General features: G+C 69.3%; 17 protein-coding genes. 6 read left to right on the forward strand and 11 right to left on the reverse strand.

The annotated features are described in order from the left end of the window. Nucleotides 1-115: 115 nt before the first annotated feature. The 5 genes from HUK65_RS06805 to HUK65_RS06825 form a co-directional block, all read right to left on the reverse strand. Nucleotides 116-1327 carry a TsoY family (seleno)protein gene (locus HUK65_RS06805; protein WP_179905398.1) on the reverse strand — a complete coding sequence of 404 codons (1212 nt, stop codon included), beginning with the start codon at nucleotides 1325-1327 and terminating at the stop codon, nucleotides 116-118. A gap of 131 nt (nucleotides 1328-1458) precedes the next feature. Beyond that, on the reverse strand, nucleotides 1459-3033 hold the full coding sequence (locus HUK65_RS06810) for a cisplatin damage response ATP-dependent DNA ligase (RefSeq protein ID WP_179905399.1): 1575 nt from the start codon (nucleotides 3031-3033) through the stop codon (nucleotides 1459-1461). After that, nucleotides 3033-4043, reverse strand: a complete 1011-nt coding sequence (locus tag HUK65_RS06815) for a ligase-associated DNA damage response exonuclease (protein ID WP_327787044.1) — start codon at nucleotides 4041-4043, stop codon at nucleotides 3033-3035. Before HUK65_RS06815 ends, HUK65_RS06810 begins: the two co-directional genes overlap by 1 nt. A gap of 86 nt (nucleotides 4044-4129) precedes the next feature. Beyond that, nucleotides 4130-6535, reverse strand: a complete 2406-nt coding sequence (locus tag HUK65_RS06820; RefSeq protein ID WP_179905401.1) for an FtsX-like permease family protein — start codon at nucleotides 6533-6535, stop codon at nucleotides 4130-4132. Further along, on the reverse strand, nucleotides 6532-7203 hold the full coding sequence (locus HUK65_RS06825; RefSeq protein ID WP_179905402.1) for an ABC transporter ATP-binding protein: 672 nt from the start codon (nucleotides 7201-7203) through the stop codon (nucleotides 6532-6534). The genes HUK65_RS06820 and HUK65_RS06825 overlap by 4 nt, the downstream gene beginning before the upstream one ends. A gap of 181 nt (nucleotides 7204-7384) precedes the next feature. On the opposite strand from HUK65_RS06825, the gene HUK65_RS06830 reads away from it, so the two are divergent. The 4 genes from HUK65_RS06830 (at nucleotide 7385) to HUK65_RS06845 (ending at nucleotide 9770) form a co-directional block, all read left to right on the forward strand. Beyond that, a complete protein-coding gene (locus tag HUK65_RS06830) occupies nucleotides 7385-8293 on the forward strand; it encodes a ring-cleaving dioxygenase (protein ID WP_179905403.1) in 909 nt (302 codons plus the stop codon). After that, a complete protein-coding gene (locus HUK65_RS06835; RefSeq protein ID WP_179905404.1) occupies nucleotides 8290-8952 on the forward strand; it encodes an alpha/beta hydrolase in 663 nt (220 codons plus the stop codon). Before HUK65_RS06830 ends, HUK65_RS06835 begins: the two co-directional genes overlap by 4 nt. Nucleotides 8953-9018: 66 nt before the next feature. After that, the gene (locus HUK65_RS06840; RefSeq protein WP_235441807.1) at nucleotides 9019-9387 is read left to right on the forward strand and encodes a fluoride efflux transporter FluC; all 369 of its coding nucleotides are present in this window, start codon (nucleotides 9019-9021) and stop codon (nucleotides 9385-9387) included. A gap of 5 nt (nucleotides 9388-9392) precedes the next feature. Next, on the forward strand, nucleotides 9393-9770 hold the full coding sequence (locus tag HUK65_RS06845) for a fluoride efflux transporter FluC (RefSeq protein WP_235441808.1): 378 nt from the start codon (nucleotides 9393-9395) through the stop codon (nucleotides 9768-9770). A gap of 313 nt (nucleotides 9771-10083) precedes the next feature. Here HUK65_RS06845 and HUK65_RS06850 read toward each other — a convergent pair whose 3' ends face one another. Next, the gene (locus HUK65_RS06850) at nucleotides 10084-11070 is read right to left on the reverse strand and encodes a 2-hydroxyacid dehydrogenase (protein ID WP_179905407.1); all 987 of its coding nucleotides are present in this window, start codon (nucleotides 11068-11070) and stop codon (nucleotides 10084-10086) included. Between the two features lie 139 nt (nucleotides 11071-11209). Here HUK65_RS06850 and HUK65_RS06855 point away from each other — a divergent pair, with 139 nt between their 5' ends. Continuing rightward, nucleotides 11210-11713, forward strand: a complete 504-nt coding sequence (locus HUK65_RS06855; protein ID WP_179905408.1) for an SH3 domain-containing protein — start codon at nucleotides 11210-11212, stop codon at nucleotides 11711-11713. Nucleotides 11714-11761: 48 nt separating this feature from the next. Here HUK65_RS06855 and HUK65_RS06860 read toward each other — a convergent pair whose 3' ends face one another. From HUK65_RS06860 to trpS, 5 genes are all read right to left on the reverse strand, one after another. Then, nucleotides 11762-12778, reverse strand: a complete 1017-nt coding sequence (locus tag HUK65_RS06860; RefSeq protein WP_179905409.1) for a molybdopterin-binding protein — start codon at nucleotides 12776-12778, stop codon at nucleotides 11762-11764. Between the two features lies 1 nt (nucleotide 12779). Then, entirely contained in the window at nucleotides 12780-13751 is a 972-nt protein-coding gene (locus HUK65_RS06865) for an XdhC family protein (protein ID WP_179905410.1), read from the reverse strand. A 141-nt stretch (nucleotides 13752-13892) separates the two neighbouring features. Then, complete coding sequence (locus HUK65_RS06870; RefSeq protein ID WP_179905411.1) at nucleotides 13893-15152, reverse strand: vWA domain-containing protein; 1260 nt, start codon at nucleotides 15150-15152, stop codon at nucleotides 13893-13895. A 123-nt stretch (nucleotides 15153-15275) separates the two neighbouring features. Beyond that, nucleotides 15276-16055 carry an SDR family oxidoreductase gene (locus HUK65_RS06875; RefSeq protein ID WP_179905412.1) on the reverse strand — a complete coding sequence of 260 codons (780 nt, stop codon included), beginning with the start codon at nucleotides 16053-16055 and terminating at the stop codon, nucleotides 15276-15278. 17 nt (nucleotides 16056-16072) lie between these two features. Beyond that, nucleotides 16073-17122 carry a tryptophan--tRNA ligase gene (trpS, locus tag HUK65_RS06880; RefSeq protein WP_179905413.1) on the reverse strand — a complete coding sequence of 350 codons (1050 nt, stop codon included), beginning with the start codon at nucleotides 17120-17122 and terminating at the stop codon, nucleotides 16073-16075. A gap of 87 nt (nucleotides 17123-17209) precedes the next feature. On the opposite strand from trpS, the gene HUK65_RS06885 reads away from it, so the two are divergent. Beyond that, the gene (locus HUK65_RS06885; RefSeq protein ID WP_179905414.1) at nucleotides 17210-17908 is read left to right on the forward strand and encodes a rhomboid family intramembrane serine protease; all 699 of its coding nucleotides are present in this window, start codon (nucleotides 17210-17212) and stop codon (nucleotides 17906-17908) included. Nucleotides 17909-17917 lie beyond the last annotated feature (9 nt).

Below are 17917 nucleotides of genomic sequence, written 5' to 3' on the forward strand. Positions count from 1 at the left end.
GGCGCGCGCGGGTGGGCGGGTGGGGCGCGTGTCGATCAGGCCGCGGGGGCAGGCGCGCATGTAAAAGGGGCCGCGCAGTCCGCGCGGCCCCTTTTTCCATAGTGTCACCCCCTGCTCATTCCGCCGGAACCGCTGCGGACTCTTTCGGGGCGCCGAAATGGCGGCGGTTCAGATGCAGCACCAGCCAGATCATTGCCACCTGTGCGGCCAGCGCCACCGCCGTCACCGCCCAGAACACCGGCCCGAATTGCGTGACCAGACCGGCATCCACCAGCCCGCGGTTGACAAAGAAGTGGATCATCACCGCAAAGCCGACACCGGGGCAAACCAGCGCATAGGAGCCGGGCGAGTTCTCGGCCCCGAACAGGAAGCGCCGTGCATAGCCCTGCCGTGCCAGGATCAACAGACCGAACAGGCCGAACAGCACCTGCACCGATACATAGGTCGTCAGCAGGCTCAGCGCATCGCCCGCGGTGCTGGCCGCACCAAAGTGCTCGTGCAGCCCATGCGACTGGCGCAGACCCAGGATACCCAGGACGGTGATCAGCGGCACGATGATCATCAGCGTCGGTGCGGTTTCGGGATTGGCACCGTTTTCCATCATCGACCGGATCCCCAGGATCATCGCCAGCAGCGCGATCACCGCAGCCGTCACCAGAAAGAAGGTCGACAGCACAATCCCCAGCCCCGACACCGCCGGAACGGTGCTCAGCGCCGCAGGCGCAGCCAGACCGACCCCCACCATGGCAAAGGCAAAGGCCGGCAGGATCTGGCCGAAATTGTTGTTGGCGGCACAATTGAACCCGCCTTCGGTCAGCACCCGGCCGAGGAACGCGCCATACATGCGGAACGCCAGCACACCGATGGCCAGAAAGGCGATCATCGCCAGCGGGAACAGGACTTCGACCACCGACCACAGGCCGGGGACAAAGACCATGCCCAGGATGAACAGCACATTGACCGTCATGGCCAGCGCCAGTGGCAGGGCCAGTACCTGGCTCTGGGCATTGGTAAGCGCAAATTTCGCATAGCCTTCGGTCCGGCGCCAATCGGCGAAGCGCCGCAGGTTCCAGACCAGTGACTTGATGTTGAGCACGGCAAACCCGGCAATGCCCAGCATTGCCACCACGATCATCGCCTGGACCAGCAAGGAGCCGCTGGCGAACGCGGCGGCGATATCCTCGAACAGGGGCACCGGCTGGCCGGGATGCGGGATCCAGAACATCAGCCACATGAAGAAGGTCACCACCAGCCCCCCGGCGCCGAGCGCGGCCAGGAAGTAGAGCGGCGAATAGGTATCGGACGGGCGTGATGCAATTCGTTGCATGGTATCCTCCACAAGGTGATCGCTTTTACATTCTTATACTTGAATATAATAATATGTGTGGAGGCGCAGCGTGGCAGGATGTCGCAGGCCGCAGGCGCCAGACGGGTGAAATGCCACAGATCAGGCCCGCGTCAGGGACCCTCGGGCGGCAGCAGGGCGCGCAGGGTCTCGATCCGGTCCGCGTCGGCCGCCGGTTTGTCATCGCGGATGCGGGCGATGCGCGGAAACCGCATGGCCACCCCGGATTTGTGCCGGTTGGAGCGGTTGAGCCCCTCAAAGGCGATCTCCAGCACCTTCAGCGGTTCCACCGCGCGCACCGGGCCAAAGCGGTCGGTGGTGTGGCTGCGCACGAAACGGTCCAGCGCGCGCAATTCGGCGTCGGTAAAGCCGAAATACGCCTTGCCCACCGGCACCAGCGCATCCCCGTCCCACAGCCCGAAGGTGAAATCCGAATAATAGCCCGAGCGCTTGCCATGCCCGCGCTGGGCATACATCAGCACCGCGTCCACGGTCATCGGGTCGCGCTTCCACTTGAACCAGTGCCCCTTGATGCGCCCGGCCAGATAGGGGCTGGCGCGGTGCTTGATCATCACCCCTTCGATCACCGGCTCCGGGGGGGCGGCGCGCAGGGCGGCCAGCGCGCTCCAACTGTCAAAGGGCAGCAGCGGTGACAGGTCGATGCGCGGCTCGGCCAGCCCTGCGATGGCCCCTTCCAGCGCTGCGCGGCGGTCGGCAAAGGACAGTGCACGCAGATCGCGCCCCTGCCACAGCAGCAGGTCATAGGCCCGAAGTGCCGCAGGGTGCCGCGCCAGCAGGGGCGCGCTCACCCGTTTGCGGTTCAGCCGCTGCTGCAAATCGCCAAAGGGGGCCACCCGGTCGTCATGGCGGATCAGCAGTTCGGCATCAATCACGCCGTCAAAGGCCAGCCGCTCGATGATATCGGGGAAAGCAACACTGATGTCCTGCCCGGTGCGGGTGTAGAGCCTGCGCACACTGCCATCCGCCACCGCCTGCACCCGCACCCCGTCCCATTTCCATTCGGCGGCGAAATCGGCCGGGTCCAGCGCCGCCAGCGTATCGGCATCGGCAGCGGTGGACAGCATCACGGGGCGAAAGGGCGCGCGGGCGGCGGCGGCGGGTTTGGCGCCGCCTTCGGTCCAGGCGAACAGATCCATGTAGGGCGGGGTCAGGCCGTGCCAGATTTCCTCGACCTCCTCGACCGGCAGGGCGCCATGGGCCGCCACGGCCAGCCGCGCCAACCGGGCCGAAACCCCCACCCGCAGCCCCCCGGTGGCCAGCTTCAGATAGGCGTAGCGTTCCGACGGGCCCATCCCGTCCAGCCGCTGCGCCACCAGCGAAGGCAACCCGGCCCGGCCCGTGTCCCGCAGTTCCGCGACCGCCTGCGACAGCGCCAGATCAGCCTTCACCGCCGCGCCTTCGGGCCAGGCCAGCGCAATGGTTTCGGCCAGGTCGCCGACAAAGTCATAGGACAGGGCGAACAACTCGGCGTCGATCCGCGCGGCGGCCAGATCGCGCAACAGCCCCGGCCGGACCGCGCGCAAGTCCAGATCCCCGGTCAGCGCCGCCAGCGCATAGCCGCGGTCCGGGTCCGGGGTGACGGCGAAATACTGCACCAGCGTTGCGGTCTTGATGCTGCGCCGGGGGGTAAAGGCCAGTCGCTCCAGCAATCGGGCAAAGGCGCGCATCACTCGGGCTCGTCTTCATAGCCCACCAGCCGCAGCGGGCGGGCGATATGGCCGTTCAGGCTGCACCAGCGGATCACGGCATCCTCGCGCCCATGGGTGACCCAGGTTTCGGCGGGCGCCAGTTCGGCAATGGTCGCCGTCAGTTGCGGCCAGTCCACATGGTCCGAGATCACCAGCGGCAGCTCCACCCCGCGTTGCCGCGCCCGGGCGCGCACCTGCATCCAGCCGCTGGCAAAGGCGATCACCGGGTCGGAGAAGCGCTGCGCCCAGGGGCTGGCAAAGGCCGAGGGCGGCGCCAGCACGATCGCGCCCGCAAACTGCGCCTTGCCCGCGCCGCGGTCGATGGTGGCCGGGCGCAGATCGCCCAGCGCGATGCCCTGGTCCAGGTGATAGTCGCACAGCCGCTGCAGCGCGCCGTGCAGGTGGATCGGCCCGTCCCAGCCCGCCGCGCGCAGCAGCATGATCACCCGCTGCGCCTTGCCCAGCGCATAGGCCCCCACCAGATGCGCGCGGTCCGGGAAGGCGCGGACCGACTCCAGCAGCTTGCCGATCTCCGCCAGCGGGTCGGGGTGGCGGAATACGGGCAGGCCGAATGTGGCTTCGGTCACCAGCACATCGCAGGGGACGGGCTCCCAGGGCAGGCAGGCGGGGCTGGGGGTGCGGGCATAATCCCCGGTGATGACAAACACGCCGCCGCGCGTCTCCACCCGGATCTGGGCCGAGCCGAGCACATGCCCCGCCGGGTGAAAGCTGACGCGGGTATCGCCAATTCTTAGCGGCCCCTCGGCCACCTGGGTCTGGGCGGCGAAATCGGCGCCGTAGCGGATGGCCATGATCTCCAGCGTCTGGCGCGTGGCCATCACATGGCGATGCCCGGGGCGGGCGTGATCGGCATGGCCATGGGTGATCAGGGCACGTTCGACGGGCCGGACGGGGTCAACATGAAACCCGCCCGCCGGGCAGAACAGCCCTTCGGGCCGGGGTTGCAGATGGGCGTCACGGTGGGTCACTTGGCTGCGCTGTCCGTTGTTGGTTCGGGATGGGGTTAGGGCGGCATGGCCTGCCTGCGAGGGCATGGTGAATCATCTGCGCGACCCTATCGCTCTGCGGAAAAGCCGCGCAGCAAATCCCCCGGCGCGCTGCGCGCCAGCCGCAGCGCGGGCAACAGGGCCGCCGCCGCGCTGGCCAGAAGCGCCCAGCCGATCAGCCGCGCCCAGTCGCCCGGAAACAGCATCAGCGGCAGCCGCCAGCCAAAAGCCTGCACATTGATTACCGCCAGCAGAACCTGCGCCAGCAGCACGCCCACCGGCAGCGCCAGCAGCGCGGTCAGCGCGGCCAGCGCCAGGGTGCGCGCCGCATCCAGCACCGCCAGACGCCGCCGGGTCAACCCCAGCGCCCAGAGCGGCGCCAGTTGCACCAGCCGCATTCCTGACAGCGTGGCCAGCGTGGCAAACAGCGCCAGCGCCGCCACCGACAGGGTCAGCACATTCAGCGCGCGGGTCACGGCAAAAGTCCGCTCAAAGATCGTCAGCGACAGGGCCTTGGCGCTGGCCTGATCGCTCATCAGGGTCGAGGGGATGGCAAACCGGTCCTGCACTTCGGCCAGCAGGGCGGGCACTTCGGCGACCGGCAGGCGCAATGCATGCTGCAACCGGGGTGCGTCCGGATAGGCCTGCACAAACTGGTCTAGCCCCAACATCACCTGCCCGCGCGGATTGCCGTAATCCGAATAGACCCCGACCACCTGAAAGCGCCCCGCAGCGGGCAGGTCCACCTCTGCGCCCGGCCAGAGATCGGCGCGGCGGGCCAGTTGTTCATTGACCAGAACCCCCCTGCCCTCGGCCAGCCGGTCCCAGGGGTCGGCGCCGGCGGCCAGCAAGGGCCAGTGATCGCGGTAACTGGCGTGATCGCGGGTGCCATAGACCAAGGCGGGGTGGCCAGCGACCGTGGCCTCGGCGCGCCAGACGGGCAGGATCGCCTCAACGCGCGGCTTCAGAAACGCGCGCAGGGCGGCGGCCTCGGCCTCATCCCGGGCGGTGACATAGGCTTCAGCCACCAGCCGCTGATCCAGCCAGCCGATGAAGGTCGCGCGGAAGCTGCCGACCATGGTGCTGACGCCAATATTGGCCGCCAGCGCCAGCATCAACGCCATGAGCGCCAGTTGCAGCCGGGGCAGCTGCTGGCGCGCATCGGCCCAGACCCATTGCGCCAGCGGCCCGCGCGCGCCCCGCCCCGCCAGCGCGACAATCCCCGCCAGCACTGGCGGCACCGCCAGCGCCGCCGACAACAGCAATGCGCCCAGCAGGATGAAGCCCGCCACCAACCCCTCGCCCGTCAGGGCCAGTGCCAGCGCCACCCCGGCCAGTGCCACTGCCGCCGCCCCCTGCCAGCGCAACGTCCGGGCCGAGGCCACGGCCCAGGCGCGCGGTTGCGCCGGGGCCAGCACCGGCATGCGCCACATCTGCCACAGGCTTTGCCCCCCGGCCAGCAGCGCCCCCCCCAGCGCCATGCCCAAGCCCGCCAGCGCCCAGAGCGGGTCAAACCGCAGCGTGCCCGGAACCGGCGCGCCATAAAGTCCGCGCAGGCTGGCCGCCACATCCGGCAGCAGCGCCGCCGCCACGGCGTAGCCCAGCGCCAGCCCCACCAGCCCCGCCAGCAGCGCCAGCACCAGCAGTTCCGCCGCCATCAGCCCCACCAGCCGCCGCAATGGCAGGCCCAGCGCACGCAGGGTGCGCAACATCGTCCGGCGCTGCTCGAACGCCAGGCCCACGGCGGAATGCACGATGAACAGCCCCACCGCAAACGACAGCAGGCCAAAGGCCGTCAGGTTCAGATGAAAGCTGCCGGTCAGCGCGGCCAGGTCATCCTCGGCGCCCGGGTCGATGCGCTGCAGGCCGGGGGCGATCTCCGACAGCGGCGGCAGGGTCGCGGGCTGGTCGGGGTGGATCAGCAGCCGGTCCGGCCGGGCCAGCCCGCCCAGAAGCGTCTGGGCCAGCCCGATATCGACCATCACCGTGCCCACCGGCACCGCCGCGCTGGGCAGGATCTCGAACCCCGGATCGGAGAGCTCCGACACGGTTTGCGGATGCGCAAAGCCCAGCCAGGGCGCGCGCAAGAAGGCCACCGGATCGGCAACGGCCAGCGCGGTTCCGGCGGCACCCTGCGGCGGCGCGCTCAGCGGGTCGATCCCCAGCACCGTGACCCGCTGCCCGCCCAGTTCGGCGCGCCCCTCCAGCACCGGCGAGACCTGCCACCCCGCCCGGCGCAGGGCGGCGAAATCCTCCAGTGCGACCCCGCCGCCCGCGGTGGCCTCCAGCCGCGCCAGCTCGGCCTCGCCCAGCAGGGATGCGGCGCGGGCATAGGCGCTGCGGGCCTCGGAATTCAGGGCCTGCACCCCGGACCACAGCGCCGTGGCCAGCGCCAGCCCCGCCAGCAGCATGACCAGTTGCAGCGGGCTGCGCCGCCAATGACCAAAAAGCGCGCCCAGCGCCGCGCGGGTCATGGGGCCTCCAGCCGTCCGGCGCGCAAATGGATGCGCGCGCCGCAACGTGCCGCCAGCCGGGGCGAATGGGTGACCAGCAGCAGCGCCGCGCCCGCATCCGCCGCCACCTCCAGCAGCAGGTCCAGAACCGCATCGCCGGTGGCCTCATCCAGGTTGCCGGTGGGTTCATCGGCCAGCACCAGCGCGGGCCGCGCGGCCAGGCACCGGCCCACCGCCACCCGCTGCTGCTGCCCGCCCGAAAGCTGTTCGGGATAGCGGGTCAGCAGCGCCTCCAGCCCCAGCCTATGCGCCAGCGCGCTGACCTGGGCGGGGTCATGGCGCCCCGCCAGCCGCGCCTGAAACGCCAGGTTCCCGCCCACGGTCAGCGAGGGGATCAGGTTGAACTGCTGGAATATCAGCCCCACCGCGCCGCGCCGCAGCGCCGCCCGTGCGCTGTCCGACGCCCCCGTGACCGCCTGCCCCGCCACATGGACCTGCCCGCTGTCGGCAGGCTCCAGCCCCGCGCAGATATGCAGGAGCGTGCTCTTGCCGCTGCCCGATTCCCCGGTCAGCGCCAGGCTTTGCCCCGCGTCCAGTTGCAAAGAGACATCATCGAGCACCCGCAGCACCCCTTCGCCGGTGGCGAAGGTCTTGACCAGATGCGCGACCGTCAGGGCTGGCTGGGGCATGTGTGATGTATTCCTTGGCGTCCCGTTCCGCTGTAGGATAGGGCAAACGCGGCGCGAAGCGACCCCTGTCCGTGGCGCGTGATCTTCGTGCGCGGCTGCACATATCCCCTGCGACCATGGACGTTTCGCGGCCCCGTTGCACGGCTATATTGCCGTCAACACCGCAAGTGAGGAGGGCACCATGTCCGACACCACCACCCCCATCGCCGGGCTGCACCATGTCACGGCAATCTCGGGCCCGCCGCAACCCAATGTGGACTTCTATATACGCGACATGGGCCAACGGCTGGTCAAGAAGACCGTGAACTTTGACGCGCCCGATGTCTGGCATCTGTATTACGGCGACCAGCAGGCCGCGCCGGGGTCGATCCTGACCTTCTTTCCCTTTGTCGGTGCGCGCGCCGGGCGTGCCGGGCCGGGGATGGCCTCGGCCTTTGCCTATGGGGTTTCGCCTGCGGCTTTCGACAGCTGGGCTGCGCGGCTGCAGGGCCGGACTGACGCGCGTTTCGGCGCCCGGGTGCTGGAACTGGCCGATCCCGATGGGCTGCAGGTCGAGCTGATCGAGGATACCACCGCCAGCGCCCAGCCCGGCGCGTTTCATTCCGCGACCCTGTGGCTGGAGAACCCCGAGCCCACCGCCCGCCTGCTGATCGACGGGTTCGGCTATGCCGAAGCCGGGTCCGAGCGCGGCGCGGGCGGCGAACGGCTGCGGCTGGAACTGCCAAACGCAGGCGCGGGCCGCGTGATCGACCTGTGGCGCGCCAACAGCCCGGCGCAGGGGGCGCCCGGCGCGGGCACCATCCACCACATTGCGTTCCGCGCCCGCGATGACGCCCACCAGGATGACCTGCGCGAGCGGCTGATCGGGCTTGGCATGCAGGTCACACCGCGGATCGACCGGCAGTATTTCAACGCCATCTACTTCCGCGAACCCGGTGGCGTGCTGTTCGAGGTGGCCACCGACCCGCCGGGCTTTGACGTGGATGAACCCATGGCAGACCTGGGCACGGCGCTGAAACTGCCGCCGCAGTATGAATTGCGCCGCGCGCAGATCGAAAGCGCGCTGCCGCCGTTCACGGTGCCTGCATGAGCGCGGATCCCCATGCGGCGGCAACGCTGGTCCGGCTGGGCGTGGGGTCGCGGGGGCTGGTGCTGGCCCATGGCCGGGGTGCCTCGGCCCGCGATATCCTGGGCCTGGGCCAGGCCATCGCCCCCGAGGGCACGGCCATGATCGCCCCCGAAGCCGCAGGCAACAGCTGGTGGCCGGTCAGCTTTCTGGCCCCCATGGCGCAGCTTGACCCCTGGCTTGATTCGGCCCTGAACGCCATGGATCGCGCTGTTGCGGCGCTTCAGGCCGATGGGCTGGCGCAATCGCAGATCGCCCTGGCCGGGTTTTCGCAAGGGGCCTGCCTGGCGCTGGAATATGCAGCGCGGCGCGGTGGGCCCTGGCAATCGGTGATCGCGCTGTCGGGCGGGCTGGTGGGCACGGCCGATGACGGCACCGCACCGGACCAGGTGCTTTACGGCCACGCCCCCAAGCGGCTGAACTATGCCGCGCGGCTGGAGGGCGTGCCGGTGCTGCTGGCCTGCCATGACCGTGACCCGCATATCCCCGCCGAACGGGTCCGGGCCAGTGCCGAGGCGCTGAAGGCCATGGGCGCCGCGGTCGAAACCCGCCTGCACCCGGGCGCGGGACACGGCCCCGGCGCGGGCGATCTGGAGGCAGCGCAGGCGCTTCTGCAGCGCTGACCCCTTGGCGGCCGCGCGCCGCGCCGCTAAGGCTGCGGAATGGAGGTCGGCCTGACACATCTGCTGATGATCGCATTGGGCGGCGGCCTGGGCAGCATGGCCCGGGCCGCGCTGTCCGGTCTGGTCAGTCGCCATGCGCATCCGGCCTGGGGGACATTCGTGGTTAATGTCTCGGGCGGTTTCCTGATCGGGGTGGGCTTCGGGGTGTTCATGTCGCAGGCCGCGCCGATGACCCCGCCGCCCCTGGCGTGGGAGGTCTTCGCCATCGGCCTGCTGGGCGGCTATACCACCGTGTCCAGCTTTGCACTGCAGACGCTGGAACTGGCGCGTGGAGGCGCCGTGCGGGCCGCAGCGGTGAATGCGCTGGGCTCGCTTCTGGCCTGCCCGCTGGCGGCGGCGCTGGGCATCGCACTTGTGGCATTGGCAGGGGGATGAGCGGGATGCTGCGCGATTTCCTGGCCATCGGTCTGGGCGGGGCGCTGGGCACGGCGCTGCGCTATCTGCTCAGCCTCGGTGCGCTGTCGGTGCTGGACCGGGGGTTTGTCTTTGCCACGGTGCCGGCGAATCTGCTGGGCGCGATGCTGATCGGATACCTGGCTGCCAGCCCCCTTCCCGCGGAGTGGCGGCCTCTGCTGCTGACGGGGTTCTGCGGGGGGTTCACCACGTTTTCGCTGTTCAGCCTCGAATTGCTGGTGCTGATCGGCGACGGGGCCATGGGCCTTGCGCTGGCCTATGGCCTGGGGTCGGTGGTGGTCTGGGTGCTGGCCTGCTGGGCGGGGTTTGCCCTGGGCGGGCGGCGCGGGACTGACCCCGCGTAGCAGGCTGCTGAATAAGCAGCCCGTTCCGTAATTTTCAGGCAAGGAATCGGGAAACTTCTCCTCGGCACGCTTTCCACAAGCCTTGTCCCGGGCGACCAGCCCGGGACGCGCCCGACCCTCACGCGGGAGGGCGCATTGCAACGCTGCAAAAAGCTCAGCGCATGGAGGGGCTTGGCCGACATAAACCGAATTAACCCGAAGGTCCCAAAGCGCCCACCCAGGGTCAGGCGCGTCCCTTCGCTCCGGGTTTCAATGTAGGAACAGAAACAGTTTTCCTGACTGGCGCTGCCCAATCTTCTTTCTCAACAGCCTGTCAAAGCATCGCCGGAACAACCTGATCGGGCGGGCGATGACCATCGGCGAAGGTCTTGATGTTGATGATCACCTTCTCACCCATCTCCATCCGCCCCTCCATCGTGGCCGAGCCCATATGCGGCAGCAGCACCACATTGGGCAATTCGCGCAGGCGCGGGTTGATCTGGTGGCCATGTTCGAACACATCCAGCCCCGCGCCCGCCAGTTCCCCGGCGCGCAGCCCGCGGGTGAGGGCGTTTTCGTCGATCACCTCCCCGCGTGAGGTGTTGACGATCACCGCCGAGGGTTTCATCAGCTTCAGCCGCCGCGCGTTCATCAGATGGAACGTGGACGGTGTGTGCGGGCAGTTGATGGAGATCACATCCATCCGCGCCACCATCTGATCCAGACTCTCCCAATACGTAGCCTCCAGCGGGTCTTCGACCTCCGCGCGCAGGCGCTTGCGGTTGTGGTAATGGATCTGCATCCCGAAGGCCTGCGCGCGTTTCGCCACCGCCTGACCGATCCGCCCCATGCCCAGAATCCCCAGCCGCTTGCCGCCGATTCGCCCGCCCAGATGCGCCATGGGCGACCAGCCGCCCCAGCCGCCCGCCTGCATCTCGGCCAGGCCTTCGGGGATGCGCCGGGTCACGGCCAGCATCAGCGCGATGGTCATGTCGGCGGTATCTTCCGTCACCACGCCGGGGGTGTTGGACACCAGAATCCCACGCTGACGGGCGGACTGGATGTCAATATGGTCCACCCCGGCACCATAATTGGCGATCAGCTTCAGCTTGTTGCCCGCCTGGGCCAGCAGGGCGGCATCGATCTGGTCGGTGATGGTGGGAACCAGCACATCGGCCCGGCGCATGGCGGCCCCCAGTTCCTCGCGGGTCATCTTCGTGTCCGGGTCGCGCAATTCGACGTTGAACAGCTCCTTCAGGCGGGTTTCCACCGGATCGGGCAACCGTCGCGTGACAACAACACTCAGACGTTCTGCGGGCATTCTGGCCTCCGTAATGCTTTGCTTCGCGCGTGCTTTGGGGCAAAGTGGCGCAGAACGGCGCAGGGAACAAGCGCCGGTTTCATCGAGCAGGATCACAACAAGCCCGAAACGGGCACAACAACAGGCAAAGACTCTGGCCATGAAACATATCCTTCGCGCCGCAGTGATGGCGGTGCTGATCTGGGCGCAACCAATGGCGGCACTGGCGGCGGAACTGCGCGGGCCGGTGACAAACCTGCCGATGCCGCGCTTTGTCTCGCTCAAGGCCTCCGAGGCCAATGCCCGGCGCGGCCCCAGCACCGCGCATCGGATCGACTGGGTTTACCGTCTGCGCGACATGCCGCTGCGGGTGACGGCGGAATACGAACACTGGCGCCGGGTCGAGGATGCCGAGGGCAAGGGCGGCTGGATGCATTACGCGCTGCTGTCCGGCGTGCGCACCGCACTGGTGACCGAAGCCATGACCGCCCTGCGCAGTCACCCCACCCCCGAAGGCCGCACCATGGCCTATCTCGAAGCGGGGGTGGTGGCGCGACTGACGCAATGTGAACCCGACTGGTGCCGCCTGCAGGTCGAAGGCAACCGCGGCTGGGCGCCCAAATCCGCCCTCTGGGGCGTAGAGGCCGCCGAGGTCTTTGACTGACCGGCCATGCGCCCGAAGGTCGCGCCCCCCGTCCGCCCCCGCCCCCTGTCAGTCCCCGGCGTCCGGCGTTTCGCGCACCGCCCGCGGTCGCGGGCGCGAGGGGATCTCCTTGAGCAGCCCGCCAACCCCCATGCCCATGATATCTTCGGGCTGCAGGGTGATGCCGCAGATCACCCGCTCCATCACCCAATCGGCGCCATTGAGCGCGGGCGAACGCGCGCAGCCCGGCAGGCCGATCACCGGCCGCCCCCCCAGCCGCCCCAGAAACAGCAGGTTGCCCGGATCGACCGGCATGCCGAAATGGATCACCTCACCCCCGGCGGCGCGCAACGCCTCGGGCGCCACATCACGAATGTCCGAGGTCGCCGACCCGGTCAGGATCAGCAGCAGCTCGCCCATGGCCGCGCGCAGGGCCGTTTCGAGCGCGCCGATCTGATGCGGCACGGTGACATCCGGCCCCAGCGCCACGCCCAGCCGTTTCAGGCGGGTGCCAATGGCGCGGCGGCCCTTTTCGGGGTTGAACGGCGTGCCCACGCTGGTCTGGATCAGCTCTGCCTGCTGCATCACCGGATGGGCCAGCGACAGCGCGCCCTGCGCGGCATGACAGGCCCGCGCCAGGGCCGCGCCATCTACGCCATAGGCGATGATCTTCACGGTGGCGACCATCTCGCCCGCGTCCATGCGCTGCCAGGGCGGGACAGTGGCCAGGGTGATCGTGGGGTCGCAGCGGTTCACGGCGGTGATACGGGCGGCATCGATCCGCGCCACGCCGGGCCCCTTGGCCAGAATATTCACACGCCCCGTCCCCACGGGTTGCAGCCGCAACCCGGCGGCAGCATCGGGAACCAGCGCGGCTGCCAGTTTGCGCGCCGCGCTGTCTTCATCCACATCGCCCGGGGCCAGCCGCGCCACGGTAACGGCGCTGATCCCGGCATCGCGCAGGGCGGCCAGATCCGCCGCCCCCAGCACCGCGCCCTTGCGCAGGCGCTTGCCCCCCGGCAGCGGCACGGAATGGGCCAGCACCGCGCCCTCGGCCTTCTCCAGTGTGGTCTCGCCAAACTCCATCTCAGCCGCGCCTCAGAACCTGCGTGACCTGCGCCATCACCGACACTGCAATTTCCGCCGGGCTGCGCGCGCCGATATCCAGCCCCACCGGCGCATGGATACGCGCCAGCGCATCGTCACCCCAGCCAGCCGCGCGCAACCGTTCCATCCGCGCCGCATGGGTGCGCGTGGAGCCCAGACAACCAAGGTAATACACGTCCGATTCCAGCGCCGCCGCAATCGCCGGGTCATCCAGCTTCGGATCATGGGTCAGGGTGACCACCGAACTGCGCGCATCCAGCCCCAGCCCCGCCAGCGCTTCATCAGGCCAGTCATGCAGGATCGTCTCGCCCGGAAAGCGCACGGCCGAGCCAAAGGCCTCGCGCGGGTCCACCAGCACCGGCGCATGGCCCGCCAGCCGCGCCATGGGCAGCAACGCCTGCGCAATGTGCACGGCGCCGACTATCATCATCCGCAGCGGCGGGTTGAAAAGCGTGATGACCTCGCCATCCTCGGCCGGGCCGGATCGGTCGGCGCGCAGGCGCGCGCCCAGGGCCGGGTCCGTGCCGGGGATCACACGCCGCGCCCAGGTCCCGGGGTGCACCCCATAGGCCAGCGCGCGGCGCGCGGCGCGGGCGGCGGTGATCTCGGCCAGCAAGGGCTCGGGCAGGGCACTCTCGGCCACGGGCTCCAGCAGCACCTCGATCTCGCCACCACAGGCCAACCCCACGGCAAAGGCATCGCCATCGCTGACCCCATAGCGCAGAACCCGCGGCGCGCCGTCGGCAATGGCCTCCAAGGCCTCGGCCACCACTGCGCCCTCCACACAGCCGCCCGAAACCGACCCGGCCATGTCGCCAGCGCCCGAAACCGCCATCTGCGCCCCCGCCTGCCGCGGCGCCGACCCCCAGGTGCGCACAACCGTGGCCAGCGCGGCCCCCATGCCCGCCCGGTGCCAGGCCAGCGCGGCCTCCGGTATGCTGTCATGATCCATGCATCCCCCCTTCCAGCGCTCAATATGGGGCCTCCCCATGGCGCTGGCCAGTCCACCTGTCCCGCCCGCGCCGCGCGCCCGCGCGGCGCCCGGCCCAACGGGATGAGCCCCGCCAGGGGCGAAGACGGGCGGGAGCCCCCCTCACCCCCGAAGCATCGCCATCAGCCGCGCTTTCTCGCCCCGGTCCTGCGGGTCGGCAATCGCCGCCGCCAGCGCCTCCAACGAGGCCACCGAATGCCCCGCCCGCAGCGCATCCACATGCGGCAGCATCGCCCGGATCCCCGCGGCGCGCGGCGCGAACCGATCCCAGCGCAGCAAGGGGTTCAGCCAGATCACTCGCCGCGCCGACAGATGCAGCCGCTCCATCGCCGCGCCCAGCACCGCCGGATCGCCGCGCTCCAACCCGTCGCTGATCAGCAGCACCACCGCCCCCTGGCCCATCACCCGGCGTGACCAGTCCCTGTTGAACGCCGCCAGACAGTCCCCGATCCGCGTGCCCCCCTGCCAGTCCTGCGCCTGCGCCCCGGCGGCATTCAGCGCCGCATCCACATCCTTCTGGCGCAAATGGCGCGAGATATTCGTCAACTGCGTGCCAAAGGTAAAGGCATGGACCTTCGCCCAGCCCTGCCCCTGCCGGTTCGCCACAGCATGGACGAAATGCAGCACCATCCGCGAATACTCCGACATCGAGCCTGAGATATCGCATAGCACCACCAGCGCCGGCCAGCGCGGGACCGGGCGGCGCCGGGCAAGGGCCGTGACCTCGCCGCCCGTGCGCAGCGCACCGCGCAGGGTCCGCCGCCAATCCGCCGCCGCCCCGCGCGGATGCGCCCGCAGCCGCCGGGTGGGCAGCGGGCGCACCGGCAGCGCCAGACGCGCCAGCATCCGCCGCGCCGCCGCCGCTTCCTCGGCGCTCATCTGCTCGAAATCCAGCCTCCGCAGCCGCTCCTCGCCCGAGGCCGTCTGCGAGGCGTCGATGCTGATCTCCATATCCTCGGGCGGGGTTTGGGCCCCAGGACGCTCCGGCGCCTGCGCCCCGTCCAGCAGTGCCTCGGCGGCGCGGCGGGCGGCGCTGCCCGCGGCGGTCTCCTCCTGCACCCCGCGCACCGCAGGCAGCAGCATCGCCATCATGTGTTCCATGAAGCGCGGATCGCGCCAGTAGAGCCGGAACACCTGATCGAACACCGCCCGTTCCTCGGGGCGATTGACCAGCACGGCATGCAGCGTCCAGTAGAAATCCACCCGCCGGGTAAAACCCGCCGCGGCCACGGCGCGGATGGCCTCGATCACCCGCCCCGGGCCGATGGGCAGCCCCGCCCGGCGCAGCGCGCGGGCAAAATGCACCACATTCTGCGCCAGTTTCGGATCATCGGGCAAGTCCAGCGGGGCATATTCGGCCATGGGGCAGGGGCCTTCAGGTCATTTCATATACCCCGCAAGCCTAACCACACCGCCGCATCCGGGCCAAGCACCCGCAGCACCCCATGCGCCCAAGGTCGCAAATGCACCTACCGAGTTGCGCCCTTACAGAGTCGCGTTCACCGACCCGCCATCAAGCAGGATGTTCTGCCCCACGATATAGCCCGCATGCTGCGAACACAGGAAGGCACAGGTCGCCCCGAACTCCTCGGCGGTGCCATAGCGCCCGGCGGGAATGGCGGCCTGCGATTTGGCGCGGGCCTCGTCAAAGCTGATGCCTTGCGCCTTGGCGGCGTTGGTGTCCAGCGTCACCGTGCGGTCGGTGGCATGGGCGCCGGGCAGCAGGTTGTTGATGGTCACGCCCTTGGCGGCCACCTGCCGCGCGGTCCCGGCGACAAACCCCGTCAACCCCGCCCGCGCGCTGTTGGACAGCCCCAGCGCCGGGATCGGCGCCTTGACCGACCGCGAGGTGATATTCACCACCCGCCCCCAGTTGCGCGCCATCATCCCCGGCAATGCCACCTGCATCAGCGCGATGGGCGAGAGCATGTTGGCATCCAGCGCGGCGATGAAATCCTCGCGGCTCCAGTCGCTCCACATCCCCGGAGGCGGGCCGCCCGCATTGGTCACCAGGATGTCCAGATCGCCCGCCGCCTCCAGCACCTGCGCCTGCCCCTCGGCGCTGGTGATATCGGCGGCCACCGTCACCACCTCCACCCCGAAGCGCGCGCGGATATCGGCGGCGGCGGCGTCCAGCGCCTCGGCCCCGCGGGCGTTCATCACCAGCGTCACCCCGGCCTCGGCCAGCGCCTGCGCGCAGCCCAGCCCCAGCCCCTTGGACGAAGCGCATACCAGCGCCCGCTTGCCGCGAATTCCCAGATCCATCCGACTCTCTCCTGTTGTCAGCCCCGCGCCGGGCGCGAGCGCACCATTCCCACAATCTCGAACATCCGTTCCAGGATCGGATGCGCAATCGCCGCCGCCCGCTCGGCGCCTGCGCCCAGATGGCGGTCGATCTCGGCCGGGTCATCCATCAGCCGCGCCATCTCGGCGCTCAGCGGCGACAGTTTCGCCACCGCCAGATCCGCCAGCGCGGGCTTGAACGCCCCGAAGCCCTGGCCGCCATATTCGGCCAGCACCGCCGCCGGGGTGGTATCGGCCAGCGCGGCATAGATGTTGACCAGATTGCGCGCCTCGGCCCGCCCTTCCAGCCCGGCCACCGCCTCGGGCAGGGGTTCCGGGTCGGTGCGCGCCTTGCGGAACTTCTGGGCAATGGTGTCGGCATCATCGGTCAGGTTAATCCGGCTCATGTCCGAACTGTCCGATTTCGACATCTTCTTGGTCCCGTCGCGCAGGGACATCACCCGCGTCGCCACCCCTTCGATCACGGGTTCAACCACCGGAAAGAAATCCACCCCGTAATCATGGTTGAACTTGATGGCGATATCGCGCGTCAATTCCAGATGCTGCTTCTGATCCTCGCCCACGGGCACATGGGTGGCGTGATAGGCCATGATATCGGCGGCCATCAGGCTGGGATAGGCAAACAGCCCCACACTGGCGTTCTCGCGGTTCTTGCCGGCCTTGTCCTTGAACTGGGTCATCCGGTTCAGCCAACCCATGCGCGCCACGCAGTTGAAAACCCAGGCCATTTCGGCATGGGCGCTCACCTGGCTCTGGTTGAACAGGATCGAACGGGCGGGATCGATACCCGCCGCCATGAACCCCGCCGCCAGCTCTCGGGTGGCGTGGGTCAGCTTCGCCGGGTCCTGCCAGACGGTGATCGCATGCAGATCCACGATGCAATAGATCGTCTCGGTCCCGCTGTCCTGGGCTTCCACGAAGCGCTTCAGCGCGCCCAGATAATTGCCCAGCGTCAACCCGCCCGAGGGCTGGACACCGGAAAAGACACGCGGCTTGTGGCGCGATTCAGGCCGAACCGGGTCAGACATCTGGGACTCCATCTGGAAATGCGGCTGTGCACGAAGTATCGCTGCCCTGATCGAAGGTCAACCAAGCCCGCAACAGGCACCCGCCCCATGTCCGACACCGATCCCGAAGACAGACCTGACCACAACGCCGCCCCGGTGCTGCCGCTTCCCGGGCTCGTCTGGGCCATGCTGCTGGCGCTGGCCGGGACCGAGGCCGCCTTCTGGGCCGCCGCACAGGGCCTCATTGGCGGGCCCGCGGGCACGGGCTGGCGGCTGATCGCGGTCGAGCGCTTCGGCTTCGCCGCCGCCGTGCAGACCTGGATGATCGACAGCCGCCAGTTCCCGCCCGAACATATGCTGCGCTACCTCAGCTACCCGCTGGTCCATGCCGGGGCGCTGCATGCGTTGCTGTCGATGGCCTTCATCGCCGCACTTGGCAAATCCACCGCCGCCAGCCACGGCCAGGGCGCGCTGGCGGTGCTGCTTGTGGTTCCGGGCGCTCTGGGTGCAGCGGTCTTCGGCCTGCTGACCAGCGGCCAGGGCTGGCTTCTGGGCGCAACCCCGGCCGTGCTGGCGCTGGTCGGTGCCTGGGGCTGGACGCAGTGGCAAGACCCCCGGAAACCCCACCGCGCCACCCTTGGCCTGATCGGCGGCTTCCTGATCGCGCGCCTCGCCTTCGGTCTGCTGATCGAACCGACCGATATCTGGATCGCCGATCTCACCGCCTTCGCCCTCGGCGCCGCAATGGCACCGGCCCTCGCCCCCGGCGCCGCGCGCCGCGCCCTCCACCGCCTCAGACAGCGCTGAGCCGCCGCC

Origin of the sequence: Rhabdonatronobacter sediminivivens (assembly GCF_013415485.1) — a bacterium.
GTDB lineage: Bacteria > Pseudomonadota > Alphaproteobacteria > Rhodobacterales > Rhodobacteraceae > Rhabdonatronobacter > Rhabdonatronobacter sediminivivens.